The organism is Pseudomonas sp. NPDC087185 (genome assembly GCF_044744955.1).
In the GTDB taxonomy this organism is placed as follows: domain Bacteria; phylum Pseudomonadota; class Gammaproteobacteria; order Pseudomonadales; family Pseudomonadaceae; genus Aquipseudomonas.
The window spans coordinates 451,853-471,942 of the sequence record NZ_JBIUZK010000001.1 but is presented as its reverse complement, the minus strand read 5'-3'; the positions used below and the strand labels follow the sequence as shown (position 1 = coordinate 471,942).

Below are 20,090 nucleotides of genomic sequence, written 5' to 3'. Positions count from 1 at the left end.
CGTTTGTTGGCTTTCGCAAAAATCAGGGGTGGATCAATTCAGGCGGCTGGCGTCACGCCGCCGCCAGGGTGCACTCGACGCGCCTGGTCGCAACTCGGGCCTCTATCTTCCGCTCCCCGCTGTTTCCGCCGCGGCGAACACGCAGAAGGTGCTCATCATCTATCGCTGCTTGGCCGACTAGCGCAACGCACATGAACATGGACAGCTTCCGAGCTATACCCCGATAGAAAAGCTCGGTTGGGACAGCAGAGCGACTGCTGATGCCGAGCTTGTAGAAGACCCGCTCTACCGATTTTTTGATGGTTGCGGGCGAGCAGTCGAGCTCTCTAGCGATCTCTTTATTGCCAAGGCCACAGCAGATGCCGAGTGCAGCCTTCAGTTCTTGAGCAGCAAGAATTCCGATACTGCCCTCCATGCCTCTGAAGCTGATTACGTTCTGCATTGGGCACCTCCGTGTGTAAGCCGATGCACCAAAATATAAGCAGATTGATATTTTGGTGCAAGTGGTCTGCTTATATTTTTTATCATCAGGCTTATTTTCTGATCGGCGGGCACAAAAAAGCCCGGGATCACCGGGCTCTTGAGCGTAGGTTTCAGTTAGTAAAACGATGCTCCCCAGAAGACGCGCCCGATAATCTCGATGGATTTCTCGGCCATTTCCTCTGCGGTGTAGGTCTCGTCAGGATGTTCACTTTGGTTGAAGCTGCGGAATCGCACGCCGCCTCCAGGCACGCGATACAGAACCTTCACCCGCAACTGACCATCGTGCTTGATGGCGTACATTTTCCCGTCGACGATCTGCGTTTGCCCGATGTTCACGCCTACAGTGCTTCCGTCGGGAAGTACTGGCTCCATTGAATTTCCCGACACAACCACGCAAACGGCTTGGTCAAACTGGACGTTGTGCGCGCGCAGTGATCGTTTTCCAAACCTCAGCTTCGCAGTAGAGCTTCGTTCTATCACGGTTCTTCCGCTCCCTGCAGATAGCTCCACCTCCCGCAGGAAAGGGACTTCAACTTCGTCGTCTTCAAGCGGGGTATCGTCATCCCACGCCTGTATCGGCTCTAACGCAACCGCTACGCCTGGCTCTTGACCGTATTTGGCGAGTTCCGGCGCAACCTCTAGGGAGATGTCTCCAGACTTGATAAGGGCCGCCATCATTGCTGGATCTCTAAGCATTGGGCCCCAGCCCTCTGCCAGCCAAGCGCTGCTCACGCCGCAAGTTTTGGCGATAGCCATTAGATACGAGGACCGCTGGGTCTTGCCAGATTCAAGTTGGCTGATGGCGGTTTGAGCTATGCCCACCTGGTCGGCGAGCTCTCGTTGGGTCAGGCCAGCATGCTTCCTGGCTTGCTTGATGCGTTCGGAAAGATTCATCCGCTGATCCTATAAAGATACTTATCTGCTTGCAAAGAAGTCTTCTTCTGTGCAGCATATAAATTGACTTATCAGAGACCCTTTCGATGGCTCGTTCTATCAGCAAGCTGATACATCATTTCGGCACCCAATCGTTGACTGCTAAGGCCCTGGGCGTTTCCCAAGCCACGGTGTCCTATTGGCTTTCTGGGTCCGTAAAGATCAGCGCTGAAAAGGCATTTCTTGCCGAGCTGGCCACCGGTGGCGCCATTAGCGCTGCATCTCTGTGCCCTCTGATCGCTCAAGTCGAAGCTCGCCACAAGGTAGGTGAATCATCTGCCAAATTTTCCTCCGGCACACCTGGGCCTGATGGCTCTGTACAGCCATCCAGTATGCCGAAGGCCCAAGCATGAACAGCTTCGACTCCCAGTTTTTGCTGTCTGGCTGATTTTCAGCAGGCACAAAAAAACCCGCTTGCCGGCGGGTTTCTTTAAATCCGGTCCCTTGCCGGGGACCTTCTTGAATCTTCGTCACATGGAGACGATTTCATGCGCCCAAAAAATAGCACTATGGCATCTGGCACGCAAGCGTGCTCGCCCCCCGACCTTCTGGTAACCCGGGTATCTGAGTTCAGCCCTATTAACGGCGGTAGCTTGTTTGCTGTTGTCGCTGGGATTAGCTGCGGAGACGCTATGAATGTTGCCAGTGCTAGCCTTTGTTCCGCTGAGGCGCTGCTTGGCGATCTGGTGGCTGAAGGTGACGGCACGCACCTCGCCTATGCAGCCCAGGTGCTGATCCGGGAAGCTAAAGCGCTGATTGACGCCAGCGTGCTTTCCGTCGAGCTTGCGGAGGTGGCTCGATGAAAAATCAGCCACTGACTCACGGTCATCCGTTCGCAACTCAAGGGCTGCACGACGTACTTGAGGCCGTTGCCGGAAACCCGATCCACGAATCCCTCGATGCTGCGATCGATCGCTTGGAGGCGGTGGTGGGTGGCGTTCGCGAGATGATGCAGGACACCACAGTCTCCAATCAGGCCACGCTGGTCTTCTTCGCGGCCGAGAGCGCGTTAGCACTGGTGATCGCCGCGCATTCAGGCGTTGCGCCTGCAGCAGGAGGTGCGGCATGACCGGCACCCTCTGCAACCATCACGACCTCATCGCCCGCGAAGCCGTCGACCAGTTGGCCGCAGCGGTGCAGACCATCTTGCAGCTGGAGGAGCTGCTGAAGGCGGCCCGGCCAGGCCTGGGCGAGCACGCCGGACCCGCACGCTTGATCGAGCTCGGTATCTATGCGGCGGGCGACCAAGCCAATGGCTTCGACTGTGCCCGGGAAGATCTCCTGCAGCGGCTGCAGGCGTGCGCGCCACAAAATGCCACTGCTCCAGTTCGTGGCGCGGGAGGTGCGGCATGAACCTGGTCACCACCACCGTGCTCACCATGTCCTCGCAAGAGATCGCCGACCTGGTTGGGTCTCGACACGATAACGTGCGCACCACTATCCAGCGCCTCGCCGCTCGCGGCGTCATTCAACTTCCTGCAATGCAGGAAGTCCCGAACCACTTGGGCCAGGGTGTGGCCACCTACCTGTTTTCTGGGGAGAAGGGAAAGCGCGACAGCCTTGTAGTAGTCGCGCAGCTCAGCCCAGAGTTCACCGGAGCGATCGTAGACCGGTGGCAGGAGCTCGAACGCATAGCCGAAAAGCCGATGACCCCGGCGGAACTGATCGCTGCCAGCGCCAACCAGTTGGTAGCCATCGAGCGGCAGCAGGCCGCCCATCAAGTGGCGCTGGAGCGTGTAGAGCGCCAGGTCGCCGATCTGAGCCAGACCATGGTCTGGGACCACTGCCCACAGAACTGCCTGTCGCTGACCGGCATCAAGGCCGCAATGCTGGCGCGCCATGGTTTGTCGGGCGCCGTCGTGGACTACGTGCTCAAGGAATGGCCGCATGCTCCGAACTCCGCCGGAATGGTCCGCAATGGCCACGAGGACGCCAAGGGCTCGCAGTACCTGGTCTGGACGAAGAGCCTTGTCACCGCGGCGTTCAAGCGCTTCGTCGACGAATGCGAGATGGTCAACGCCACCCAGGCCAGTCACCCCTACTTCAATGGCCGGTTCCGGCTGAGCGGGAAGGTGCACCCATGAAGAAGAATCTGACCAAGGCCCAGCTGACGCAGTTGGTGGCCGAGCGCGCGGTGGCCTTCTACCAGGCCCAGGGAGTGATGCGGAGTCTTCGCGAGCGCTTGAACGACGAATACTCAACCTTCTTCCGGGCGACCGGAGAGCCTGAGCCGCACCGGCGGCGCATTGACCCTGACAACCCAGCATACGGCCCGGTGATCGCTTACACGGCTGACACTTATGAGCTGTACCGCCGCGCGCGGATGGCAAAGAACAGCGCCAAGCGGCGCATGGAGACGGCGATCCGGGCGCTGCTAGGCCCTGGCGCCTGTATCTGCGACCTGCCGCCGGCGAACAGCCTCCCAGCGCTCCCAGTCCGGCGCACCAACTCAACCGGGGAGACCTTGCAATGACCACGACCCCGAAACCAGACCAGGCGCCCCTGCAGCGTTCAGCGGCAACGATCATCAGTGGACCGTGGCCGAGCTATGCAGGCTTTCGAGGACTGCCCGAGCGCGAGCGCTGGGTGCTCTACGGGAGCGCGAAAGCATACCGCGCCGCCCTGGAAGACCAGAGCTTGGTGATGAGCGAGAGCTATGACGAATTTATCAAGCGGGTGACCGCTGAGCTGGAGATTTGACCCCATGAGCATGGAATTGATGGTCAAGGCCATGAAGACCAAGGTCGGCAATCCGCTGCGCAAGCTGGTGCTGATCAAGCTGGCGGACAACGCCAGCGACCAGGGCGAGTGCTGGCCGTCGTATCAGCACATCGCCGATCAATGCGAGATCGCTCGCTCGACGGTGAAGACGCACATCCGCGAGCTGGAGAAAGCTGGCTTGGTACGCCGGGAGTTCCGGCGCAACGGCGAGCTGAACCAGTCGAACGTTTTTCACCTGAACCTCTGGGGTGGGGCTGTAGCTGCCCCAGGGGGTGGGGCGGCAGAAAACCCACCTGGGGCGGCAGAAAACCTAGGGGGTGGGGCGGCAGCTGCCCCCAGAACCAGTCACCTTTCTGAACCAGTCAAGGAACCTAAACCTATATGCACATCGGTGGCGGATGGGTTCGAACAGTTCTGGAAGCTGTACCCGAAGAAGAAGAGCCGGAAGGACGCCCTCAAGGCCTGGAACAAGCTCAATCCGGACGCTGAGCTGCAGGCTGTGATGATCGCCGCGCTGGGCGGCCACTGCGTGTCCCGCGACTGGACCAAGGACGCCGGCCAGTACATCCCAATGGCCTCCACCTGGCTCAACGGCGAGCGCTGGCACGACGTCCTGCAGCCAGCTGGCGCAGCAGCCCAAGGCAGCGCATTCAACAACCTTCCGCAGCACACCGATGACATGTACCAGGAGAGCCACGATGGCCGTTCGAATTTCTGATCTGTTCCACCGTCGCCCTTTCATGCGCATCTTCGACGGCGAGTGTGCCGTGCATGGCCAGGTCAGCATGAGCGAGGTCGAGCAGCTGGATGGCTCGATGCTGGCGCGTGGTTGCAAGCGCTGCGCCTGGGATGCCATGCACATGGCGCCCCGCGACTCGGAAGCTCACGCCCTGGCCAATGCCCAGCACAAGGCTGAGAAGGCCAATGAGGCCCTGATCGCTGCCGGCATCACACCGCGCTTTGCTGGCGCGACCTTCGACAACTACCAGGTCGATGGCGACCCGCAGCGCAGGGCGCTGGCGAAGTGTCGGGCGTATGCCGAGCAGTTCCCGGCCAACTACCGCGCCGGCCGGTGCCTGCTGCTGACCGGCAACGTCGGTTGCGGCAAGACCCACCTGGGGAGCGCAATCGTCCGCACGGTGGTCGCTGACCGCGGCGAGGCACTCATCATCCCGGCCGGCGACATCGTGAGTATTGCCCGTGCATCGATGGCGCCTGGCTCCGGCTACACCGACCACGATGTGGTGGTGCACCTTGCCAGCCTTGACCTGCTCGTGATCGATGAGATCGGTTGCCAGAAGGGCAGCGAGTACGAACTGGGGCTGCTGCACAACATCATCGATCGCCGGTACCAGGCTGTGCGACCTACCGTGCTGATCTCGAATCTTGGGCACGACGGCCTGAAGAACTACATCGGCGACCGCGCGCTTGACCGCCTGCGGCAGAACGGCGGCGAGATGGTCGGCTTCACCTGGGCGTCCATGAGGGCCGTAGCATGAGAGCCATGTACAGCGATGAGGCCGAGCATGGCGTGCTCGGCGCTGTCATCCACGCCTCGATGAAGCAAGACGCTGGCTTGGTGGAGGACATGCTGGGGCAAATGACCTCAGCCGATTTCTACCACGCCGACAACGCAGCTCTGTTCGCAACCATGCTGGACTGTCGTGATCAGGCGATGCCGATTGACCCTGTCACCTTGAGCGCGGTGCAGCGCTCGTTGCCCAGCGGCGAAAATGTCATGGCCTACGCGGCAGAGCTGGCCAGCAAGGTGCCGTCCTTGGCTAACTGGAAGGCCTACGCCAAGCACGTCAAGGAGTGGGGCGTGATCCGCCATATCCTGGGCATCGCTGGACAGGCGGAGGAGATGGTGCAGGCCGGCGCGCCCACTGCCGAAGTCATCGCCGCCGCTCAGCAGGCCATGGCGGACCTGCGCGACCTCGACGGCGAAACCAAGGGCTTCAAGCGCTTGGACGCCTGGATGGGGGATGCGGCGCAGATGGTCGATGACAAGTTCAACGGCAACGGGCAGGCCTGGCCGGTCACCGGGCTCGAGAAGCTGGACGAACTCGTGCAGGGCATTCGCCCCAAGAAGGTCACCGTGATTGCCGGCCTGCCGGGTAGCGGCAAGACAACCCTGGCCCTGCAGATCGCCCAGCACAACGCAGTAAAGAACCGGAAGCCATGGTTGGTGTTCTCCATCGAGATGCCGGGCGAGGAGCTGGGGCTGCGCGCCATCGCCTCATTGGGCGGAGTGGACCTTCGCAAGCTGGACAACCCGGCCAAGATGCGCGAGGACGACTGGACCAGGATGGTTGGCGCCGTCGGCTTGGCCAAGGAGGCTCCGCTGTTCGTCTGTGATGATCCGGTGCAGACCCCGGCAACCATCCGCGCCACGGCCCGGCAGTGCCAGCGCGAGCACGGCCTGGACGGGATTGTGGTCGACTACCTTACGTTGGTGCGCAGTGAGCGAGGAGGCCGGTCGCGCACGGAGGAGGTCGGCAAGATCAGCAAGGCCCTGCTGCAGCTGGCCAAGGAAATGGGTATTCCGGTCATTGAGCTGGCCCAGCTGAACCGCGACTCGACCAAGCGACCCGGCAAGAAGCCGCAGTCGAGTGACTTGCGCGACTCCGGAGAGATCGAGGCGGACGCCAGCTGCATCCTGATGGTGCATCGCGACATGGACACAGAGGAGGGTCAGAACGGTCTGACCGAAATCCTGATGACCAAGTGCCGTCACGCCCGCGTGGGCAGCTGCATTGTCCAGCAGGAAGGCCAGTACGGGCGGTTCGCCAACTTCGCCGGCTCGCTGCCCAGTGACGACGAGATCGAAGCCGGGCGCGGCAGCTACGCCCAGCGCTACAAAGGGGGTGGCCAATGATCGAGCCAATCAAGATGGCGCCCTGTCCGTTCTGCGAAGGGCCGCCGTGCGTCACCGCCCTCGACGAGGCCGGTACCGAGATTGCCGAGGATCACTGCTTCGACCCCGCTGACGAGTTCCCGATCATCTCTGCGCACGTCTGGTGCCACGACTGTGGCGCGCAGGGTCCGCACATCGACACCCTGTCTCTGAGCACGTTCGAGCACCTGTATGACCAGCAGGTAGTCGACGTGATCCGGATCGCGGTGGAGAGCTGGAACAACCGCCACGCCAAGGCCAGGCCCTGCTACGACGCCGGCGACCAGAATGGGCTGAACCTGTGGCCAAGGAGGGAGGTATGAGCGACGCGAAGACCCTCACCGTCACCCTGAGCGACGCGGAGATCCGCCGGCAGGCTGCCGGCAACGTCTTCCAGCTGCGCGACACCCGGCACCGGGAGCTGCGGTTCCGCTTCTCGACAGTGGACCGCAGCCGCGGCGCCTGGCACGTAGTGGTGCGCGGGCGCTGGGGTAAGGCCGGTGACTATCCGGGGATCAGCACCAAAACCATGCTGGCCACACTGCCGGAGATCCTAGCGCGCCGCGCCGTCGATGCTGGCGCCAAGTCCACCACCACCAACTGGGCCACGGTGGGTGATGTGCTGGCCTGGTACCGCGATCGGATGAGCCGCGACAAGGGGCTGTCGGCCAAGCGCAAGGCCAGCGCCAAGTCCGCGCTAAATCGACACCTGGTGTCGCGCCTGGGCGACCTGCTGCTGACCGAAGCCAACAAGCAGGCAATCGACCAGCGCCTGATGTGGCCGCTGCAGGAGCGCTATGCCCTGTCGTTCGTGCGCTCGGTCTACGGTGTGCTCTCGGCGGCGTTCCGCCAGGCCCTGCGTCTGGACCTGCTGCCGATCAACCCGATGGCCTCGCTGAAGTTCACCGACTTCGTGCGGACGCGGATCAGGCCCAAGCCGGCGCGCCTTCGCGGCGACGACGTGCCCAGCCTGCTGGCGGCGGTGGCCGAGCGCTTCGAGGTGGAGCCGGCTGGCTGCATGCTGGCCCTGATGATGCTGTGCCATGGCTCGCGGCTGGGCGAAACCCGGCTGGCGCGCTGGCGCAACGTCAACCTCGATGCGGGGCGCTGGTTCATCCCAGCCGCCGACACGAAGACGAAGGCCGAGCACACGCTGCCGCTAACTACCCAGGCCTGCGCCCTGCTGCAGCGATACCGGCGCGCGCAGGCCGCTCAGGGTTACACCGGCCCGCTGCTGTTCCCCGGCAGCCACGGCGCACCCTTGGGGCCGAGCCAGGCCAACACCTTGTTCACCGATCTGGCCAAGGGCGAGTGGTCGAGCCACGACCTGCGCAAGGTGGCGCGCACGGCATGGACCGACCTCGGCGTGGATTACATGGTGGGCGAGTTGCTGCTGAACCACGCGATGAGGGACCTCGACGCCACCTACATCCACACCACGGCCGAGGGCCTGAAGCGTCAGGCGCTGGAGGCCTGGCATCAACACCTCGACGGGCAGGGATTCGCCGCCATTCACGCCGAGACATTGCCGGGACACAGAACCGAGCCTGCAACTGCTGACGCCACTAACGGCGTGGGTTGCAGCACCTCACAGCATCCATCCCAAGGGAGGATGCACGATCAAGAATCCAAGCCAGGAGATGGCCATGAGTAACGTCGCAACGGCCATGCCGCGCAAAAGCCTGACCTCCGTCGAGCGGCAGTTCCTGAAGCAGGGCAACCGCCTGCTGCTGGAGCAGATCAACGGACGGATCGCCTCCGCAGCCCTGATGGACATCGTGGCCGACTGGCACGGCTCCCGGGCCGCCCAGGGCTTCGAGCAATACGCCAAGGCCTGGATCATCCAGGGCGGCGCCAAGAACAAACACGCCTACAAGCTGCTGTGCGAGCTGTTTGGCCTGGACACCGACCCAACGCCCCGGAGGGCTGCATGAAGAAACGGACCTACACAGACAAGGCACTGGGCGATACCGAATACCTGCTGGAGCAGTGGGGGTGGTGGCGAATGTGCGAGATGGGGGTGCCACGCTACGTGTCGCCGCTCTACGCGCTCATGCGCGACAACGTTCCCAGCGAGGGCGGTGCCCGGCAGCACGTCATCACCGACGACCTGGCGCTGATCATTGACGGCGCCGTTGCCAGATTGACGAAGCGCAACCAGCAGATGGGCGACTTCGTGTGGGCCTATTACGGATCCAAGCACCCGGCCATGCGAGTCGGACGGGAAGCGGGTATGTCGGAACGCAAGGCGCGGGAGATCATCAAGGCCGGCGTTGCATGGATCGATTGCGCGCTCGAAGAAATCCGCGAGGCGGCGTAAAAACCTCTATGCGGGCGGATAAACACCTGTTTTCATAGCAGCGTGTCCAGCTTGCAAGCAACGCGACACAGACAAACCCCGGCCATTGCGTCGGGGTTTTTTGTTTCTGCGGGCTACGATAACCTCGGCATGGCCATTTGGCATAACTTGCAGAGGGATGAGCATGCAGCGCAATACTAAGCTGGCTTTGGAGCTACTTGAGATTCTCGTTGTGGAGGATCACACGGGCGTCGGGCTTTACCGCGAAGAAATCCAAGCGGTGTTCGCGGAAAAATATCCAGACCATGAAGCAGGGCGCCGAGAAGCAGTGGATTATCACCTGCACCTGCTGGAAACCGCTGGCTACATAGTTCTAGTTCCTGCAGAGCATGATGAGCCGAGCTTCAAGCCAACCTGGGCAGGCCATGACTATTTAGGAAAAGACGAGAAAACTGCGAGTTTCTTTGATTTCTAAGTTGCTTTCAAAGTGGTGTAGCCCCGCCGCAGAGCGGGGCTTTTCGTTCTCAGCGGCCCAGTTTTTCCATGGCAGCATCTGCCAGGAATGAGGATCGACTCTTCACGTTGTGGTCCCGCACGTACCGGTCAATCTGCTGGATCACGAAGCCTGGCAGGGTGACATTGACCTTCTCGGTCTTGCCCAGGTACGGCGTGATGTCGATCTCCAGCATGCCCCAGCCCATGTCAGCGAAGTCGGGATTGTCCCGATGTGCCGCGGCGCTGGTTGGCATCGGGATGGCCTGGCCGTTACTGGCGATCTCTTCCAGCATGATGTGAGCGACCTCGACGGCAGAGGAATAGGCCTCCTCGAAGGTGTCGCCCGCTGTTACAGCGCCCGGAATGTCAGGGATCTGGATGCCGGTGGCGGTGTTCTCGTCGCCCCACTCAATGCAGATTGGGTATTGCATGTTCGTCTCCTACAGAGGTGCAAAGGGTGAAGCCGGGTTATTTCAACCCGGCTCGTTCCTTGATGCTCTTTACCGTGCCGATTGGTAGATCCTTCTTGGGGTGTGGCACTGGTATCGAGTTTGGGTTGTTGGGGTGTTTGAAGATGTGGTGGCTTCCGGTGACACGTTTTAGAACCCATCCAGCTGCTTCAAGCTCCTTGATCAACTGCCTGCTTTGCACCTCCGTCTCCTTGTGTGGTTGATGCTGAAATTATACCTCTAGGCGCATAACTAGTAAAGGGAAAAGATGCGCCTAGAGGTATAGTTTTGTTTTTGGGTCCACCTCAATTTTCAAAGGCTTGCCATTCAGGTGGGCCTTTTTCGTATCTGGAGCAAGCAAATGTCCGATCCAGTTCTCGCGGCAATCACTTCCCTGTCAGCTTCGGTTAGCAACCTTCAGGTACAGGTGGGTGCGCTGAGCAGCCAGGTTGCAACGAAAGCAGACGCCACGGCCGTCTCGGCGCTGTCGAGCACCGTCACCGCGGAAGGCGGCCATGTAACCGCGCTGACCAACAGGGTCGCGGAAGCCCGCGCTACCACAAGCCTGACGAGCCGCGTGACCAGCTGCGAGCCCCCAGATCTGCTTATCGATGTCGGCCAGGCAGTCCAGCGACTGCGTATGGGCAAGGTGGTCTTCCACGGCGAGACTGCCCGGCAGATCCGGGCCGCACAGACTGTTCTGCGTGAGGCAGGTGCTGGCCAGTTGGAAGTGGTGAAGCGCGCCAACGAGCCCGGGGAGCCATTCGTTGTGGTCGACGGGCAGGTGTTCGTCGCCAAGTCGACAGTCGAGAGCGCTGCAGTCAGCCTGGGCGGGCTCGAGGTCAAGATCAAGTCGAACGAGCAAGGTCAACGCTATGCCGCTGGCTTCGGCTTGACCGCCGACCCGCAGCTCCACATCGGCTCTCAACTGGCTGACGCAATCCGCAATCTGCTGCGTGACGAACTCAAGCCTGGCGGGATGTTGCACCAATCCTGAAACACACCATGACCCGCCTTGAGCGAGTTTCTTTTTGCGCTCCCCGCAACGGGAGGAATCGAGATGGCCCATATGCCAGAGAAAGATCCCGGCCTGTGGGCCGCCCTGATTGCCTGGGTGCTTGCCCATCAGCCGCAGTTGTATGCCGCCGGCCTGTCCGTTGCTATCGCTGTCCTCCGGGTGGTGTATGGCGGCGGCACTCGCCGGCAGATGTTCTTGGAGGGCGCCCTGTGCGGCCTAATCACCCTGGCCCTGGTGCCGTTGCTCGAATGGTTGGGCCTGCCGCAGGGCATGGCCACCTTCGCCGGCGGCATGGTCGGGTTCATGGGGGTGGAGAAGCTTCGCGGCTACTCCGACCTGTTCCTGTCGCGTAAAGCCCAAGGGTAAGCCATGAAGATGATCTTGAAGCGGCTTGTCCGCGACGTTGAAGTGACCAGCCTCGCGGACGATGGCCGTCGGTACACGCCCGGCGAGCGTCGCCTGGAGTCGCCGTTTGCGCTACACGCCGAGGACGGCTCTGTCCTGCCGAACCAGATCAGCACGACCCTGCATAGCGAGCCAGGCCAGCCTGTTCGCCTCACCGTGGTGTTCATGGTTGATGGCAACAAACTGGCAGTTGAAGGCGATGGCCTGTAGTGGATGCGCCGCCCGGCGCGAGTGGATCAACAAATGGACAAAGGTGGCATATGAGCGAGCCCGATCACTCTTCGACGGTAACCCTGGCCGAGGTCAAGGTGACGCCGGAGCAACTGGAGATGATCCAGCAGAACCAGCAGGCGTTCCTGTCGATCTTCAAGCAGATCCTGGCGGAACAGGCAAAGACGAATGAGTTGCTGGCCAGCTTCCTCCAGGCACTGGCCGATGACCAGGGCCTGGACACTGATGCTGCTCCTCAAGTCTATCTGAGCGGCGCGCCTGTTCACGGTGGCCGCTGATGGCCAGGCTCACATCCCTCAAGCCAGCGATGCAGGCCCAGCCATCAAGGCTGGCAACGGTCAACCCGGACTCATGGCGGACGGCCAAGTGGACAGCTGCCCAGCGCGGCTATGGGTACAAGTGGCAAGTAGCACGGGCCGGCTGGCTCGTAGCTCACCCGCTCTGTGTGTACTGCCAACGCGAAGGGAGGGTGACCGCCGGCACGGTGGTTGACCACATCATCCCGCACAGGGGCGACATGAAGATGTTCTGGGATCGGGGCAACTGGCAGACCCTTTGCCGTCCGTGCCATGACGTGGTGAAGGCTGCCGAGGAGGCCGCTGGCCAGATCGGATGACGCACGTCAATGGCGTGCTTCAAGGCGAGTGAAGCACGTTAGTCCCCCGATTCAAGGGGAGGGGTGGGTCGAGAGTTCATGGCTTTTCGCTTCCAGACCACCCGTCCCCGCACGCGTGAAATTTTTCCCCGTTTCAGAGGTTTTTGTTAATGGCGTTAACATCGAAAAAGCGCCGTTTTGTCGAGTCCAAGGCTGCTGGTGCCTCGAATCGCGAAGCGGCGGAAGCCGCAGGCTACGCGGCGGGCAGCGCTTCGGCAGCAGGTTCTCGGCTCGCCAAAGACCCCGACGTTGTTGCCGCGCTGGAAAAGTTAAAGGCGCCCCGAAATGTTAAGCCGGAGACAGAGCGCGAGACCTTCGAGTCCGCTCCTCCAGGTGACGAGTCGGGTGACCTGGTCGATTTGCCCTGCACCGATGATCCACTCGTTTGGCTACTGGCGCTGATGAACGACCCCCAGGCCAAGATCTTTGATCGGCGCAATGCCGCTCAGTCGGCGCTGCCGTACTTTCACGGCAAGAAGTCCGGCATGGGCAAAAAGGAACAGAAGCTTGAAGACGCGGCGAAGGTGGGAGCCAGCGGCAACCGCTTTGGGCTGCGTGAGCGCCATTTGAAGGCCGTCAAATGAAGAAGTGGACTACCGCGTGCCCCGACTGGGAGAGCAGGATCGTCCGTGGCCAGGCGCTCGTGCCGGTGGAACCCATCTTCCCCGAGCAGGCAGAAGATGCCCTCGACGTGTTCTGCAACCTTCGAATGGTCGATGCCGATGGGAGCCCCCTGATGGGGGATACCTGCCGCAGCTGGGTGCTCGACGTTGTGGCCGCGCTCTTCGGCGCGTATGACGCCGACGCCGGCCGCAGGCTGATCACCAACTACTTCCTGATGGTCAGCAAGAAGAACGGAAAGTCGACGATCGCCGCCGGCATCATGCTCACAGCCCTGATCCTGAACACCCGGCCTTCCGGCGAGTTCCTGATCCTGGCGCCGACGAAGGAAGCGGCAGACAACGCCTTCAAGCCAATACGGGACATGATCGATGCGGACGAAGACCTGCAGGCCAGGTTCCATGTGCAGGAATACAACCGGATCGTCACCGACAACCTGAACAAGGCAACTCTGAAGGTGGTGGCGGCTGACTCGGCCACCGTCACCGGAAAGAAAGCCACTGGCGTGTTCATCGACGAACTCTGGGAGTTCGGCAAGCAGGCCAAGTCGGCGAAGATGCTGGTTGAAGCCACTGGCGGCCTGGCGTCACGCCCAGAGGGGTTCGTTTTCTACTGCACCACTCAGTCCGATGAGCCGCCGGCTGGCGCCTTCAAGGCCAAGCTCGAGTACGCGCGCAAAGTTCGTGACGGCGAAATCGAGGACCGGCGCTTCCTCCCGGTCATCTACGAGTTCCCGAAAGAGATGATCAAGCGGAACGAGCACCGCGACCTTGCAAACGCTCATGTGACCAACCCCAACTGGGGGCTTTCTGTCGACCAAGAGGTGATCGAGCAGAAGTATCAGGAGGCGCAGGCAGAGGGCGAGGGGGCCATACGCGGCTTCTTAGCGAAGCACCTCAACGTCGAGATCGGCCTGGACCTGCGGTCAGACCGTTGGGCAGGCGCTGACCACTGGGAATCGGCGGCTGAGGCTGGCCTGACCCTGGAGAGCCTGCTGCAGCGCTCCGAAGTGGTGACGGTTGGCATAGACGGTGGTGGTCTTGACGACTTGCTTGGTCTGACCGTGCTTGGCCGCGAGCCTCTTACTCGTCGATGGCTCCATTGGGCCCACGCCTGGGCGCACAACATCGTGTTCGAGCGGCGGAAGGATATCTCCAGCGCACTGAGGGACTTCGAGAAGGCCGGCGACCTGACCGTTGTTGATCGACCTGGTGACGATGTGCAGCAGGTTGCCGACATCATCTGCGACATCAGGGATCGCGGCTTGTTGCCGGAGAAACTGGCTATCGGCGTCGATTCTGCCGGCATCGGTGACATCGTCGACGAGCTGACCACCCAAGAGCGAGCGATCACCATGGAGCAGATCGTGGCCATCTCGCAGGGCTGGAAGCTCAACGGCGCAATCAAAACCACTGAACGCAAGGTTGCCGGTGGTGAACTCGTTCACTGCGGTAGGGCGATGATGAACTGGTGTGTCGGTAATGCCCGCATCGTCCCGCAAGGCAACGCAATCACCATCACGAAGCAGGCCAGCGGCTCGGCAAAGATCGACCCGCTGATGTCGACGTTTGACGCTGTGTCCCTGATGGCCCTGAACCCCGAAGGCTCTGGTGATCTCCAGGGCTTCTTTGATAACCCGATCATGGTAGGAATCTGATGGCCGACAAGAAACCGGGCCGGGTGAAGGCTGCGCTGCAAAACTGGCTCGGGGTGCCCATCGGCCTGAAGGACGGCGCATTTTGGCAAGAGTGGTTCGGCAGCTCTGCATCTGGTAAGCACGTATCGGTCGACAAAGCCATGCAGCTGTCCACGGTGTGGGCATGCGTGAGGCTGCTGTCCGAATCCGTCTCCACGTTGCCGCTCAAGTTGTACCGGCGCCTCCCCGACGGTTCTCGGGAGGTTGCCAGAGACCATCCCTTGTACCGCGTGCTGTGCCGTATCCCGAACGCCGAGATGACCCCGCAGCGCTTCATGCTGCTGGTGGTGGCGAGCATTTGCCTGCGAGGTAATGCCTTCGTCGAGAAGAAGATGATCGGCAGCAGGATCATTGCCTTGGTACCGCTTCTGCCCCAGTCCATGAGGGTGAAGCGGCAGGACAACGGGCGCCTGAAGTACACGTACAACGAGAATGGCGTGGATCGCGACATTCCCGAGAAGAACCTGATGCACATCCGCGGCTTTGGCCTGGACGGGGTGTGTGGGATGCTTCCGGTCACCACCGGGCGCGAGATCTTCGGCTCGGCCATGGCGATCGAGGAGGCCGCGGCGAAGGTGTTCGCACAGGGGATGCAGGCATCCGGCATCCTGAGCAGCGACGCCAAGATCACGCCGCAGCAGCGCGAGCAGCTGCGGGCCAGCATGCAGGCGTTCATGGGATCGAAGAACGCCGGCAAGATCATGGTGGCGGAGGCCGGCTTCAAGTACCAGGGCATCACAATGAACCCTGAGGCGGCACAGATGCTGGAGTCCAGGTCTTTCGGGATCGAGGAAATGTGCCGTTGGTTCCGCGTGCCACCGTTCATGGTTGGGCACATGGACAAGCAGTCGAGCTGGGCTGCCTCGGTTGAGGCGCAGAACCTGCACTTCCTCACCAACAGCCTGCGGCCGTTGCTGGTCAACATCGAGCAGGAGATCACGCGCTGCCTGATCGGTGAAGCCGATGCTGAAGACTACTTCGCTGAGTTTGCAGTGGAAGGCCTGCTGCGCGCGGACAGCGCCGGCCGCGGCGCCTGGTACAACACGGCCCTGCAGAATGGCTGGATGTCCCGCAACGAGGTGCGCCGGCTGGAGAACCTGCCGCCTATACCGGGTGGCGACACCTACACGGTCCAGTCTGCACTGGTGCCCCTGGATCAGCTCGGGAAGCCGAGTGCAGGCGTCTCGCCGGCGGCCTCGGCGTTCATGCTGCGGTTGGTCTCGGCACGCAACAACGATGACCGAGAGGCCATCGACAAGGCGGTCGAGCTGGCATCTCAGGCTCTGGAAGCCGGGAACCCAGACGGACCCATGATGGCCCACGCGCTGATATCGATGCCGCTGCTCAAAGCGGCCTGACCTGGAGTAACCCATGACTCTCAAGACACTACCGGCGGCGCCGGCGGTGCGACCGCACGCGCGCGTCGAGTCCGACCTACTGCCGAAGGCCATGGAGCGCTGGAATCCAGCGATCAAGGCGGCGGCCGGTGACGACTCCACCACCATCACCATGTACGACCCGATCGGTATGGACTGGTGGACGGGCGAGGGCGTCACCGCCAAGCGCGTCAGTGCCGCACTTCGCAGCATCGGCGACAAAGACATCACCGTGAAGATCAACAGTCCGGGTGGCGATGTTTTCGAAGGCTTGGCGATCTACAACCTGCTGCGCGAGCACAAGGGCAAGGTGACCGTACAGGTGCTTGGCCTGGCTGCCTCGGCTGCCTCGTTCATTGCCATGGCTGGCGATGAAATCCAGATCGCGCGGGCCGGCTTCATGATGATCCACAACGCCTGGACCATCGCTGCGGGCGACCGGAACGACTTCACCGAAGTTGCTGACTTCCTCGACCAGATCGACGGAACCCTGGCTGACATCTACTCGGTCAGGACCGGCGATGAGGCCGCCTCGATGCGCGCCCTCATGGACGTAGAGACGTGGATGGGCGGCAGCTCGGCTGTCGACGCCGGCTTCGCTGACGGCCTTCTCCCATCGGACGCTGCGCAGGAAGACCCGCAGGCCAGGGCGCCGCACCAGGTCGCAGCTCGGCGACTGGACGCGATCCTGGCCAAACAGGGCATGCCCCGATCCGAGCGGCGATCTCTCATTCAAGAACTCAAGGGTGGCACGCCTGGCGCTGCCCCCTCCGGTACGCGCAGCGCTGCCGAAAACCAGGCCGATCTGGCCGCCCACTTTGCCGATCTACAGGCCGCCATGTCGCGGTTCTCGGCAGCAGCCCTCAAGTAACCGGAGACAATCCCATGGCAGACAATACCGCTGACCTGCTCAAGCAGGTTTCCGCCGAGCTCAAACAGGCGACCAGCGATTTCAGTAAACAGGCCGAAAACGCCCTGGCCGAGGCCAAGAAGGCCGGCAGCCTTTCCGAAGAAACCAAGGCCGCCGTCGACGAGATGGCCACCAAGTTCAACAGCCTGACCGAGGCCGAGAAGCAGCTGAAAGCCCAGCTGGGCGAGCTCGAACAGGAGTTCGCACGCCTGCCTTCGCCAGGCACTCCGCAAACCCAGGACAGCCTCGGCGGCGTGGTGATCAAGAGCGAAGCGCTGAAACAGTTCGCGGCCAGCATCGAGGGCGGCAAGCGCGTGAACATCCCGGTCAGCGCCGCGCTGCTGTCCACCGATGTTCCCGCCGGCATCGTCGAGCCTCAGCGCCTGCCCGGGATCGACACCGCGCCGAAGCAGCGCCTGTTCATCCGCGACCTGATCGCCCCGGGTCGAACTACCGCCCCGGCGATCTTCTGGGTGCAGCAGACCGGTTTCACCAACGCCGCCAAGGTCGTGGCCGAGGGCACTGCCAAGCCTTACTCGAGCATCGAATTCGCGTCGAAGCTCACCGCGGTATCGACCATCGCCCACATGTTCAAGGCCTCCAAGCAGATCTTGGACGACTTCGCCCAGCTGGGTTCGACCATCGACGTAGAAATGCGTTACGGCCTCAAGTACGTCGAAGAGCAGGAGATCCTGTTCGGTGACGGCACTGGCGTGCACCTGCACGGCATCGTCCCTCAGGCCTCGAAATATGTCCCGGCCTTCGAGGTGGAGGATCGTTCGGGCATCGATGATCTCCGCCTGGCGATGTTGCAAGCCCAGCTGGCGCGATTGCCGGCTTCCGGCCATGTCCTGCACTTCATGGACTGGGCGAAGATCGAGCTGACCAAGGACACGCTGGGCCGCTACATCCTCGCCAACCCGCTGGGACTGGCTGGCCCTGTACTGTGGGGGCTGCCTGTTGTGGCTACCGAGGTCGCTGCTTTCATGGGCAAGTTCCTGACTGGCGCATTCCAGACCGGCGCTCAGTTGTTCGACCGCGAAGACGCCAACGTGGTCATCTCGACCGAGAACGCCGACGACTTCGAGAAGAACCTGATCTCGATCCGCTGCGAAGAGCGTGCCGCCTTGGCGGTGAAACGTCCGGAAGCGTTCATCTTCGGTGACTTCGCCGCGCCGGTCGCCCCGTAACCCTGAACGAGGGCCGCCCGATCGGCGGCCCCTGGAGGCATTGATGAAACTGAAAACCCTGAAACCTCTGTACCTGGGCGGCCAGACGCTGGTTGCGGGAGCGTCCTTCGAAACCATCGAGCAGCACGGACGCCAGTTGATCCAGAAGGGCTATGCCGAACTGGACGACTCCGAAGGCGAGGTGGTGGTGACCATTTCGGAGGAAGATGCCGCTGGCGCGGGCGTGCTGACCACCAGCAGCCTGGGGCCGGTAGCCTTGCCGATTGCTCCGCCAGTCGCCACCTTCAAGGCTAAGCACAAGGGCGCTGGCAAGTACATCGTGGTGGACGTTGAAGGCAACCAGGTTGGCGTGTTCTCCGGTAATCAGGAAGAAGCCACTGCGGAAGCTGAGCGACTGATCGCCGGTGGCGAGCCGGCGCAGACCGAGGAGTAATCCATGCCTGTGATCGCCATCGATCTGGCCATGCATCACCTGCTGGCCGAACCGGAAGACCAGGTGCTGGTCGAGGCGCAACTTGGCGCGGCGGAGGATGCGGCGATGAACTTCCTCAACCGCCGCTTCTACCTGGATCAGGTGGCCCTCGACCAGGCCCGCGCCGGCGTGTCGGCTTCCATGCAGCAAGCCAAGGAGGCGAACGCTGCGGCGGTTGCTGCTGCGGAAGCTGAGCAGGACCACACCCTGCGCTGCCGCCTGCTCGAACACGCCCGCCAGGCGCTGGCAGACGCCTACGATCAGGCCGACGCCATCGCCTACGGCATGGTGCTCAACCCTGCGATCCAAGCTGCTTGTCTGCTGAAGCTGGGTCACCTGTTCGCCAACCGTGAGGAAGTGGTCACCGGGACTACTGCTGTCGAGCTGCCGCTGGCGTCCCAGCATCTGCTGATGCCGTACCGCATCCGGATGGGTGTGTGATGCAGGCCGGTAAGCTCCGGCACCGCATTGAGATCGAGGAAATGACCACTCCCCGAGATCCGGTTACCGGTGATTACGGCGAACCCCAGTGGGTGGCGCGCTGGCCGAAGTGTCCGGCGCGCGTCGAGCCGCTATCGGCCCGCGATCTGGTGGCGGCTCAGGCCGCACAGTCCGAGGCCACGGCAAGAATGGTGATTCGATACCGCGCCGGCCTACTGCCCACTATGCGCATCGTTTACCGCGATGAGTTTTACAGCATGGAGGGGCCGCCCTTGGCGGATCCAAACTCGGGGCTGGAGTACCTGACGATCCTGGTATCGAAGGGGGTGAAAGATGGCTGACGGTATCAGTGTCCGCCTGCAGGGATTGAAGGCTGCCACCGACAAGATGGTCGGCCTGGCGTCAAAACTGCGCCGCAGTGGGCTGCGCAAGGCTGCCCGGCAGGCCATGAACATCGTCAGGGACGACGCCAAGGCGCGGGCGCGGGCACTCGACGATCCAGAAACCGCCGAGAAGGTCTGGAAGAACATCATCATCCAGGAATCTGCCCGTCAGGGGCGGCGCGAAGGTGGCGTGGTGATGAAGGTCGGTGTTCGCGGCGGCGCCAGTTCAAACCAGCACAGCCAGGCCGCCAGCGGCAACCCCGGCGGCGACACCCGACACTGGCGCTACCTGGAGTTCGGCACCCAGCACAACCCGCCCGCCCCATTCATGCGGCCGGCGTTCTCCACGAACGTCAACGCCGTGACCGAGCGCTTCGTGCAGGTGTTCGGGCAGGAAATCGACGCAGCACTGTGAG

General features: G+C 62.1%; 33 protein-coding genes. 29 read left to right on the top strand and 4 right to left on the bottom strand.

What is annotated here, in order from left to right; translation table 11 throughout:
* Positions 1-52: 52 nt before the first annotated feature.
* Both ACIPIJ_RS02260 and ACIPIJ_RS02255 read right to left on the bottom strand, forming a co-directional pair.
* Positions 53-442, bottom strand: coding sequence for a LuxR C-terminal-related transcriptional regulator (locus ACIPIJ_RS02260; protein ID WP_401072308.1), 390 nt, complete (start codon positions 440-442; stop codon positions 53-55).
* 155 nt (positions 443-597) lie between these two features.
* Positions 598-1,377, bottom strand: a complete 780-nt coding sequence (locus tag ACIPIJ_RS02255) for an XRE family transcriptional regulator (protein WP_401072306.1) — start codon at positions 1,375-1,377, stop codon at positions 598-600.
* Positions 1,378-1,463: 86 nt separating this feature from the next.
* On the opposite strand from ACIPIJ_RS02255, the gene ACIPIJ_RS02250 reads away from it, so the two are divergent.
* From ACIPIJ_RS02250 to ACIPIJ_RS02180, 15 genes are all read left to right on the top strand, one after another.
* Positions 1,464-1,769, top strand: a complete 306-nt coding sequence (locus tag ACIPIJ_RS02250) for a transcriptional regulator (protein WP_401072304.1) — start codon at positions 1,464-1,466, stop codon at positions 1,767-1,769.
* 279 nt (positions 1,770-2,048) lie between these two features.
* The gene (locus tag ACIPIJ_RS02245) at positions 2,049-2,219 is read left to right on the top strand and encodes a hypothetical protein (protein WP_401072302.1); all 171 of its coding nucleotides are present in this window, start codon (positions 2,049-2,051) and stop codon (positions 2,217-2,219) included.
* Complete coding sequence (locus tag ACIPIJ_RS02240; RefSeq protein WP_401072300.1) at positions 2,216-2,485, top strand: hypothetical protein; 270 nt, start codon at positions 2,216-2,218, stop codon at positions 2,483-2,485. The genes ACIPIJ_RS02245 and ACIPIJ_RS02240 overlap by 4 nt, the downstream gene beginning before the upstream one ends.
* Positions 2,482-2,769, top strand: coding sequence for a hypothetical protein (locus ACIPIJ_RS02235; RefSeq protein ID WP_401072298.1), 288 nt, complete (start codon positions 2,482-2,484; stop codon positions 2,767-2,769). Before ACIPIJ_RS02240 ends, ACIPIJ_RS02235 begins: the two co-directional genes overlap by 4 nt.
* Positions 2,766-3,500, top strand: a complete 735-nt coding sequence (locus ACIPIJ_RS02230; RefSeq protein ID WP_401072296.1) for a hypothetical protein — start codon at positions 2,766-2,768, stop codon at positions 3,498-3,500. The genes ACIPIJ_RS02235 and ACIPIJ_RS02230 overlap by 4 nt, the downstream gene beginning before the upstream one ends.
* Entirely contained in the window at positions 3,497-3,889 is a 393-nt protein-coding gene (locus ACIPIJ_RS02225) for a hypothetical protein (RefSeq protein WP_401072294.1), read from the top strand. Before ACIPIJ_RS02230 ends, ACIPIJ_RS02225 begins: the two co-directional genes overlap by 4 nt.
* The gene (locus ACIPIJ_RS02220) at positions 3,886-4,116 is read left to right on the top strand and encodes a hypothetical protein (RefSeq protein WP_401072292.1); all 231 of its coding nucleotides are present in this window, start codon (positions 3,886-3,888) and stop codon (positions 4,114-4,116) included. Before ACIPIJ_RS02225 ends, ACIPIJ_RS02220 begins: the two co-directional genes overlap by 4 nt.
* Before the next feature lie 4 nt (positions 4,117-4,120).
* Positions 4,121-4,855: a helix-turn-helix domain-containing protein gene (locus ACIPIJ_RS02215; RefSeq protein WP_401072290.1), complete on the top strand. Its 735-nt coding sequence runs from the start codon at positions 4,121-4,123 to the stop codon at positions 4,853-4,855.
* Positions 4,836-5,636: an ATP-binding protein gene (locus ACIPIJ_RS02210; RefSeq protein WP_401072288.1), complete on the top strand. Its 801-nt coding sequence runs from the start codon at positions 4,836-4,838 to the stop codon at positions 5,634-5,636. The genes ACIPIJ_RS02215 and ACIPIJ_RS02210 overlap by 20 nt, the downstream gene beginning before the upstream one ends.
* A complete protein-coding gene (locus tag ACIPIJ_RS02205) occupies positions 5,633-7,015 on the top strand; it encodes a replicative DNA helicase (RefSeq protein ID WP_401072286.1) in 1,383 nt (460 codons plus the stop codon). The genes ACIPIJ_RS02210 and ACIPIJ_RS02205 overlap by 4 nt, the downstream gene beginning before the upstream one ends.
* A gap of 14 nt (positions 7,016-7,029) precedes the next feature.
* Positions 7,030-7,356, top strand: a complete 327-nt coding sequence (locus ACIPIJ_RS02200) for a Lar family restriction alleviation protein (RefSeq protein ID WP_401072284.1) — start codon at positions 7,030-7,032, stop codon at positions 7,354-7,356.
* Positions 7,353-8,687 carry a tyrosine-type recombinase/integrase gene (locus tag ACIPIJ_RS02195; protein WP_401072282.1) on the top strand — a complete coding sequence of 445 codons (1,335 nt, stop codon included), beginning with the start codon at positions 7,353-7,355 and terminating at the stop codon, positions 8,685-8,687. The genes ACIPIJ_RS02200 and ACIPIJ_RS02195 overlap by 4 nt, the downstream gene beginning before the upstream one ends.
* Positions 8,680-8,967 (top strand): hypothetical protein, encoded by a 288-nt coding sequence (locus tag ACIPIJ_RS02190; protein ID WP_401072280.1) that lies wholly within the window; start codon positions 8,680-8,682, stop codon positions 8,965-8,967. The genes ACIPIJ_RS02195 and ACIPIJ_RS02190 overlap by 8 nt, the downstream gene beginning before the upstream one ends.
* The gene (locus ACIPIJ_RS02185) at positions 8,964-9,353 is read left to right on the top strand and encodes an antiterminator Q family protein (protein WP_400630030.1); all 390 of its coding nucleotides are present in this window, start codon (positions 8,964-8,966) and stop codon (positions 9,351-9,353) included. The genes ACIPIJ_RS02190 and ACIPIJ_RS02185 overlap by 4 nt, the downstream gene beginning before the upstream one ends.
* 163 nt (positions 9,354-9,516) lie before the next feature.
* Complete coding sequence (locus ACIPIJ_RS02180; RefSeq protein ID WP_401072278.1) at positions 9,517-9,807, top strand: hypothetical protein; 291 nt, start codon at positions 9,517-9,519, stop codon at positions 9,805-9,807.
* Positions 9,808-9,856: 49 nt separating this feature from the next.
* On the opposite strand, the gene ACIPIJ_RS02175 is transcribed toward ACIPIJ_RS02180, so the two are convergent.
* Positions 9,857-10,258, bottom strand: coding sequence for a type II toxin-antitoxin system HicB family antitoxin (locus ACIPIJ_RS02175; RefSeq protein WP_060494649.1), 402 nt, complete (start codon positions 10,256-10,258; stop codon positions 9,857-9,859).
* A gap of 37 nt (positions 10,259-10,295) precedes the next feature.
* The gene (locus ACIPIJ_RS02170; RefSeq protein WP_016715573.1) at positions 10,296-10,478 is read right to left on the bottom strand and encodes a type II toxin-antitoxin system HicA family toxin; all 183 of its coding nucleotides are present in this window, start codon (positions 10,476-10,478) and stop codon (positions 10,296-10,298) included.
* Positions 10,479-10,637: 159 nt separating this feature from the next.
* On the opposite strand from ACIPIJ_RS02170, the gene ACIPIJ_RS02165 reads away from it, so the two are divergent.
* The 14 genes from ACIPIJ_RS02165 (at position 10,638) to ACIPIJ_RS02100 (ending at position 20,089) form a co-directional block, all read left to right on the top strand.
* Positions 10,638-11,273, top strand: coding sequence for a hypothetical protein (locus ACIPIJ_RS02165; protein ID WP_401072276.1), 636 nt, complete (start codon positions 10,638-10,640; stop codon positions 11,271-11,273).
* A 63-nt stretch (positions 11,274-11,336) separates the two neighbouring features.
* Complete coding sequence (locus ACIPIJ_RS02160) at positions 11,337-11,660, top strand: phage holin, lambda family (RefSeq protein ID WP_401072274.1); 324 nt, start codon at positions 11,337-11,339, stop codon at positions 11,658-11,660.
* Between the two features lie 3 nt (positions 11,661-11,663).
* Positions 11,664-11,909 (top strand): hypothetical protein, encoded by a 246-nt coding sequence (locus ACIPIJ_RS02155; RefSeq protein ID WP_401072273.1) that lies wholly within the window; start codon positions 11,664-11,666, stop codon positions 11,907-11,909.
* Positions 11,910-11,959: 50 nt separating this feature from the next.
* Positions 11,960-12,208: a hypothetical protein gene (locus ACIPIJ_RS02150; RefSeq protein WP_401072271.1), complete on the top strand. Its 249-nt coding sequence runs from the start codon at positions 11,960-11,962 to the stop codon at positions 12,206-12,208.
* Positions 12,208-12,546, top strand: coding sequence for an HNH endonuclease (locus ACIPIJ_RS02145; RefSeq protein WP_401072269.1), 339 nt, complete (start codon positions 12,208-12,210; stop codon positions 12,544-12,546). Before ACIPIJ_RS02150 ends, ACIPIJ_RS02145 begins: the two co-directional genes overlap by 1 nt.
* Before the next feature lie 149 nt (positions 12,547-12,695).
* Complete coding sequence (locus tag ACIPIJ_RS02140; RefSeq protein WP_401072267.1) at positions 12,696-13,169, top strand: hypothetical protein; 474 nt, start codon at positions 12,696-12,698, stop codon at positions 13,167-13,169.
* On the top strand, positions 13,166-14,863 hold the full coding sequence (locus tag ACIPIJ_RS02135) for a terminase large subunit (RefSeq protein ID WP_401072265.1): 1,698 nt from the start codon (positions 13,166-13,168) through the stop codon (positions 14,861-14,863). The genes ACIPIJ_RS02140 and ACIPIJ_RS02135 overlap by 4 nt, the downstream gene beginning before the upstream one ends.
* Positions 14,863-16,260, top strand: a complete 1,398-nt coding sequence (locus ACIPIJ_RS02130; RefSeq protein ID WP_401072263.1) for a phage portal protein — start codon at positions 14,863-14,865, stop codon at positions 16,258-16,260. Before ACIPIJ_RS02135 ends, ACIPIJ_RS02130 begins: the two co-directional genes overlap by 1 nt.
* Before the next feature lie 13 nt (positions 16,261-16,273).
* On the top strand, positions 16,274-17,149 hold the full coding sequence (locus ACIPIJ_RS02125) for a head maturation protease, ClpP-related (RefSeq protein WP_401072261.1): 876 nt from the start codon (positions 16,274-16,276) through the stop codon (positions 17,147-17,149).
* A gap of 14 nt (positions 17,150-17,163) precedes the next feature.
* Positions 17,164-18,378 carry a phage major capsid protein gene (locus tag ACIPIJ_RS02120; protein WP_103446284.1) on the top strand — a complete coding sequence of 405 codons (1,215 nt, stop codon included), beginning with the start codon at positions 17,164-17,166 and terminating at the stop codon, positions 18,376-18,378.
* A gap of 43 nt (positions 18,379-18,421) precedes the next feature.
* Positions 18,422-18,811: a hypothetical protein gene (locus ACIPIJ_RS02115; protein WP_401072259.1), complete on the top strand. Its 390-nt coding sequence runs from the start codon at positions 18,422-18,424 to the stop codon at positions 18,809-18,811.
* Positions 18,812-18,814: 3 nt separating this feature from the next.
* Positions 18,815-19,291 carry a head-tail connector protein gene (locus ACIPIJ_RS02110; protein ID WP_401072257.1) on the top strand — a complete coding sequence of 159 codons (477 nt, stop codon included), beginning with the start codon at positions 18,815-18,817 and terminating at the stop codon, positions 19,289-19,291.
* Positions 19,291-19,632, top strand: a complete 342-nt coding sequence (locus ACIPIJ_RS02105; RefSeq protein ID WP_401073404.1) for a phage head closure protein — start codon at positions 19,291-19,293, stop codon at positions 19,630-19,632. Before ACIPIJ_RS02110 ends, ACIPIJ_RS02105 begins: the two co-directional genes overlap by 1 nt.
* Positions 19,625-20,089 (top strand): HK97-gp10 family putative phage morphogenesis protein, encoded by a 465-nt coding sequence (locus ACIPIJ_RS02100; RefSeq protein ID WP_401072255.1) that lies wholly within the window; start codon positions 19,625-19,627, stop codon positions 20,087-20,089. The genes ACIPIJ_RS02105 and ACIPIJ_RS02100 overlap by 8 nt, the downstream gene beginning before the upstream one ends.
* Position 20,090 lies beyond the last annotated feature (1 nt).